Source organism: Actinomadura roseirufa (assembly GCF_900659635.1).
In the GTDB taxonomy this organism is placed as follows: domain Bacteria; phylum Actinomycetota; class Actinomycetes; order Streptosporangiales; family Streptosporangiaceae; genus Spirillospora; species Spirillospora roseirufa.
The window spans coordinates 1-5031 of sequence record NZ_CAACVB010000409.1 but is presented as its reverse complement, the minus strand read 5'-3'; the positions used below and the strand labels follow the sequence as shown (position 1 = coordinate 5031).

The 5031-nt window shown below is 73.3% G+C and carries 4 protein-coding genes; 2 read left to right on the top strand and 2 right to left on the bottom strand.

Annotated features, from left to right (window positions below; all coding sequences use genetic code 11):
* Nucleotides 1-75: 75 nt before the first annotated feature.
* Nucleotides 76-252 (bottom strand): hypothetical protein, encoded by a 177-nt coding sequence (locus E1291_RS42830; RefSeq protein ID WP_165495509.1) that lies wholly within the window; start codon nt 250-252, stop codon nt 76-78.
* A gap of 167 nt (nt 253-419) precedes the next feature.
* On the opposite strand from E1291_RS42830, the gene E1291_RS38955 reads away from it, so the two are divergent.
* Nucleotides 420-1445 (top strand): LysR family transcriptional regulator, encoded by a 1026-nt coding sequence (locus tag E1291_RS38955; protein WP_207401183.1) that lies wholly within the window; start codon nt 420-422, stop codon nt 1443-1445.
* A 49-nt stretch (nt 1446-1494) separates the two neighbouring features.
* On the opposite strand, the gene E1291_RS38950 is transcribed toward E1291_RS38955, so the two are convergent.
* Nucleotides 1495-2421: a carbohydrate kinase family protein gene (locus tag E1291_RS38950; RefSeq protein WP_131743039.1), complete on the bottom strand. Its 927-nt coding sequence runs from the start codon at nt 2419-2421 to the stop codon at nt 1495-1497.
* 167 nt (nt 2422-2588) lie between these two features.
* On the opposite strand from E1291_RS38950, the gene E1291_RS38945 reads away from it, so the two are divergent.
* On the top strand, nt 2589-5030 hold the full coding sequence (locus E1291_RS38945; protein ID WP_131743038.1) for a bifunctional acetate--CoA ligase family protein/GNAT family N-acetyltransferase: 2442 nt from the start codon (nt 2589-2591) through the stop codon (nt 5028-5030).
* Nucleotide 5031: the final 1 nt, after the last annotated feature.

Sequence of the window (5031 nt, the reverse complement as noted above, 5' to 3'; positions counted from 1 at the left end):
GTGCGCGCGGCCCCGCGCACGGGCCGGCGACCGGCCCGGGCGCCGCGGCGGAGAAGTGCCGCGGCGAACCGGAGTCTAGGGTCGCCCCGGAGCGGTCCCGGCCCCGCCGGGCGGGTACACGAGCCGGTCGCCCGGCTCCACCCGGATCCCGGCAAGCTCGGCCGGCCGCGGCGCGGCGATCTTGGTGGTGCCCGGTGCGGCGGGCTCGTCGGCGCGCGGCGGGACGGAGCGGTCGGGGGCGGACGGGCTCACGGGTGCACTTCCTCGGTCGGGGACGAGACGAAAGTGTTCTAGAGGTCAGAAAACCCTGTCCAGCTGTTTGGGAGAACATCTTGAGATAAGTTAAGCGGGAAATGTCATCATTTCCCGTCGGGGTGAACGCTCGGCCATTTCCAGAACAGGTAGTAATGTCCCTCAGCGTGTCCCCGACCCTCGACGAGCTCCTCGGCTGCCCGTCCGGGCTGCTCGACACGACGTTCGACCAGCTGAGGACATTGCTCGTGGTGCACGAGACGGGGTCGGCGCTGCGCGCGGCCCGCGTGCTCGGCCGGGAGCAGTCCAGCGTCCAGAAGCAGCTCGATACCCTCAACCGCAACAGCCAGGCCCTGTGCGGAGAGGTGCTGACGGTCCGGCAGGGGCGCGGCAAGGACTTCCTGTTCACCCCGACCGGCGAGGCGAAGGTGGCGCTCGCGCGCTCGACGCTCGCGACATGGCTGGAGTCCATCCACTGGAGCAGGCGGCGGCTCGGCCGGATGCTGACCGTGGGCACGACCGAGTTCACCCTGCCGATCGTGTCGCGGGCGTGGAACCGGGTGTCGGAGGAGTTCCGGCAGCGCGAGGTGGAGTTCAAGGTCGCGCACGTGCGCACGAAGGACCTGTGGTCGCGGCTGGAGACCCGGCAGGTCGACCTGGTCTGCGGCAGCATCGTCAGCACGGCCGAGGGCGACCTGCGGCTGAAGGACTACGAGGTCATCGAGTACGCGCGGGGCCGGGCGCTGCTGCTGACGAACCTTCCGGAGGCCGAGCTCGCGAGCACGCCGGTCGAGACGAGCCGGCTGGGCGAGGTCCCGCTCGTGCTGCCGCCCGCGGGCCTGGTCGCCGACCTGCTGGCCACCTGGTACGGGCCGAACTACCGGGACCGGCTGAACGTGGTCGCCGACATCGACGACGTCCGCTACGGCCTGTCGCTGCTGAAGTCCGGCTTCGTCCGCGGCTGCATGATCGTCACCGGGTCGATCGGGCGCGGCATGGCGAGCCAGGACGATCCGGGCGGCGTGCCCCTGCGCGCCATCCAGCTCCACGACGACCTGGAGCCGAAGGCGGAGCTGATGACCGGCGCGTTCGTCCGCCGCGCCGACCTGGAGCGCTACGACGCCGGGCATCCGCTGAACCGGCTGTGGGCCGCGGTGCGCGAGGACGTGCGCACCTACACGCCGCTGGCCTGAACCGGGCACGCGGATCCCCGGCCGGACGAGCCGGCCGGGGCCGCGGGCGTCAGTTCTTGATCTGGTTGTCGACCACGTCGAGGGACGGGCGGGCGCCGAGGTGCTGCATCGCCCGCGCGGCGAGCCGGCAGCCGGCGGTGAGCGCGTCGGCGGGCTGCTTGCCGTCCAGCCAGGGCGGCAGGAAGCCGGAGACGAACGCGTCGGCCGCGCCGGTGCCGTCGACGACCTTCTCCACCGGCTCGGCGGCGACCCGGACGGGCTCGGGGCGGCCGTTGGTGTACCAGAGGGCGCCGTCGGCGCCGACCTTGACGACGACCTGCGGGTACCAGGCGGTCAGCACCTTGGCGGCCTGGTCGGGGTTCTCCCGGCCGGTGAGGATCTCGGCCTCGGTGGCCCTGACGATCAGGAGCCGCGCGCCCTGCGTCCACTCCAGGAAGGGCTCGGCGCCCATCCGCTTGAGCGGGGAGGACGAGCCGCCGTCGACGGAGATGGACATCTGTGCCTTGCGGGCCAGGTCCAGGGTGTGCTTGGCGGCCTTGCGCGAGCCCTCGTTGAGCAGCGAGTAACCCGACAGGTGCAGGTGGGTGCCCTGCGTGAACAGGTCCTTGCAGCGCTCGATGTCCTCGGGGAGCAGGGCGGCGTTGGCGCCCGGGTCCGACAGCATGGTGCGGTCGCCCTTATGGGTGACCATCACCACACAGGTTCCGGTGGGGCGCTCCTGGTCCATGACGAGGCGGGCGTCGACCCCGTACCCCATCAGCTCCATGTCCCGGTTCCGGCCGGCGATGTCGGATCCGCGGCGCCCGACGAAGGCCACCTCGACGCCCTCAAGGGCCAGCCAGGAGGCCACGTTGGCACCCGAGCCTCCCCCGTGGGTCGTCACGGCCGCGGGCGTGTCACTGCCCTTGGCCAGGGGGAACGCGGCACGAGCCACGGTATCTGACATAAGATCGCCGACCACGACCACGCGCGTCATGGAGTCATCACCTCGATCAACACGGCCCGCGCGAGCGGCATTCTCAGCGTGTGCTCGACCGTAACAGCTCTTGACCCCCGATTAGGTCTCGAACGCGCAGCGAAACCAAGGAAGCCTCGTTTTTCCCGGCGCGGCCACCTGGGGCGGCGTGCCTTACGCTCGGGTACGTGACCGAGCGTTACCCGGACCACTGGGAGGCCGACGTCGTCCTCAGCGACGGCGGCACGGCCCATCTGCGGCCCATCCGGACGGGCGACGCCGAGCTTCTGCGGATCTTCTACGCGCGGCTGTCGGCCGAGTCGATCTACTACCGGTTCTTCTCGCCGCGCCCGCGGCTCACCGAGCGTGAGATCGAGCACTTCACGTCCGTGGACCATGACCGGCGTGTCGCGCTGATCGCCACGATCGCGGAGGAGATGGTGGCGGTCGTCCGCTACGACCGGCTTCCGGAGCGTCCCGAGACCGCCGAGGTCGCCTTCCTCGTGGAGGACGCGCATCAGGGGCGGGGGCTCGGGGCGGTGCTGCTGGAGCACATCGCGGCGGCCGCGCGGGAGCGGGGGGTGCGCCGGTTCGTGGCGAGCGTGCTGCCCGACAACCGGCGGATGACGCGGGTGTTCCGGGAGGCGGGCTACCAGGCGGAGCAGCGGTTCGAGGAGGGCGTGATCGAGCTGGTCCTCGACCTGGCGCCCACCGAGACGTCGGTGGAGGTGACGGCGGCCCGCGAGCACCGGGCCGAGTCGCGGTCGATCCAGCGGCTGCTGTTCCCGCGCTCGGTGGCGGTGGTCGGCGCGAGCCGGGCCGAGCACAGCGTGGGGCAGACCGCGCTGCGGAACCTGCTCGGCGGGGACTTCAGCGGCCCGGTCTACCCGGTGCACCCGACGGCGGTGGCGGTGGCGGGCGTCCGCGCGTACGCGTCCGTCCTGGACATCCCCGACGATGTGGACCTCGCGGTCGTGGCGGTGCGCGCCGACTCCGTCCACGCGGTGGTCGATCAGTGCGCGGGCAAGGGCGTGCACGGCCTGGTCGTGGTGTCGTCCGGCTTCGGGGAGACGGGCCCGGAGGGGAGGGCGGCCCAGGAGGAGCTGGTGCGGCTCGCGCGCGCCTACGGCATGCGCGTCGTGGGACCGAACTGCCTCGGCATCGCCAACACCGACCCGGACGTGCGCCTGAACGCCACCCTGGCGCCGACCATGCCGGGACGTGGCCCGGTGGGCTTCTTCTCGCAGTCCGGGGCGCTGGGCATCGCGATCCTCCAGCGGACGGCGGCGCGCGGCCTGGGGCTCTCGACGTTCGTCTCCGCGGGGAACCGCGCGGACGTGTCGGGCAACGACCTCATGCAGTACTGGGAGGAGGACCCGGCGACCAAGGCCGTCCTGCTCTACCTGGAGTCGCTGGGCAATCCCCGCAAGTTCGCGCGGCTCGCGCGCAGGCTGGGGCGCCGCAAGCCGATCGTGGCGGTCAAGAGCGGCCGCAGCACCCAGGGCGTGCCGATCGGGCACTCGGCGCGCGCGCTGACGCTGCCGGACCACGCGGTCAGCGCCCTGTTCGCGCAGGCCGGGGTGATCCGCGTCGACGACCTGTCGGAGCTGTTCGACGTGGCCCAGCTGCTGGCCTACCAGCCGCTGCCCGGCGGGAACCGCATCGCGATCGTCGACAACTCCGACTCGCTCGGCCTGCTGGCCCAGGACGCGGCCGGCGCGCTCGGCCTGGAGGTCGGGCGGCGGTTCGACCTCGGGCCCCGGGCGGGCGCGGAGGAGTACGGCGCCGCGCTCGCCGCGGCCCTCGCCGACGACGCGGTCGACGCGGTCGTCGCGCTGTTCACGCCGCCGACGTTCGGCGGCTACGACCTCGGCGTCCCCGAGCGGATCCGCCGGCTGGCCGACGGCGCCGGCAAGCCCATCGCCGCGACCTATCTCGGCTTCGAGGGCATGCCGCCCGACCTGCGGGTGAGCGCCCCGGACGGGGCGGCGGCGGAGGGCTCGGTGCCGTCCTATCCCGCTCCGGAGGACGCCGTCCGGGCGCTGGCCTACGTCATCGGGTACGCGCAGTGGCGGCGGCGCCCGCCGGGCCGGGCGCCCGAACTCGCCGGCGCCGACCGAGGGCGCGCGCGGGCACTGGTGGAGGAGTGGCTCGCCGCGGGCGACCCGGTCGAGGCGACGCCGGACCAGGCGTCCGAGCTGCTCGCCTGCTACGGCATCGAGATCACCGAGAGCGGCGCGGGCGTGCCGACGCGCGTCGTGACCATGGAGGACCCCTCGTTCGGGGCGGTCGTGTCGTTCGGCCTGGCCGACGAGACCGCCGCCCTCCTCGACGACCGCGCCTACCGGCTGGCGCCGCTCACCGACGTGGAGGCGGCGGAGCTGGTCCGCGCGATCCGCACCGCGCCGCTGCTGCTCGGGCACCGCGGCGCGGAGCCGGTGCGGGTGGCGGCCCTGGAGGAGCTGCTGCTGCGCGTGTCGCGGCTCGGCTACGACCTGCCCGAGGTGGCGCGGCTGGAGCTGAACCCGGTGACGGCCGGCGCGTCGGGCGCCGCCGTCACCGGGGTGTCCCTGCGGCTGGAACGGCCCCTCGGGCCGCGGCCCGAGCTGGGCCCGCGCCGCCTGCCGTGAC

Coding starts and splice junctions, on each gene's coding strand:
- E1291_RS38950 (WP_131743039.1), bottom strand. CDS start 2,421: ATGACGCGCGTGGTCGTGGTCGGCGATCTTATGTCAGATACCGTGGCT.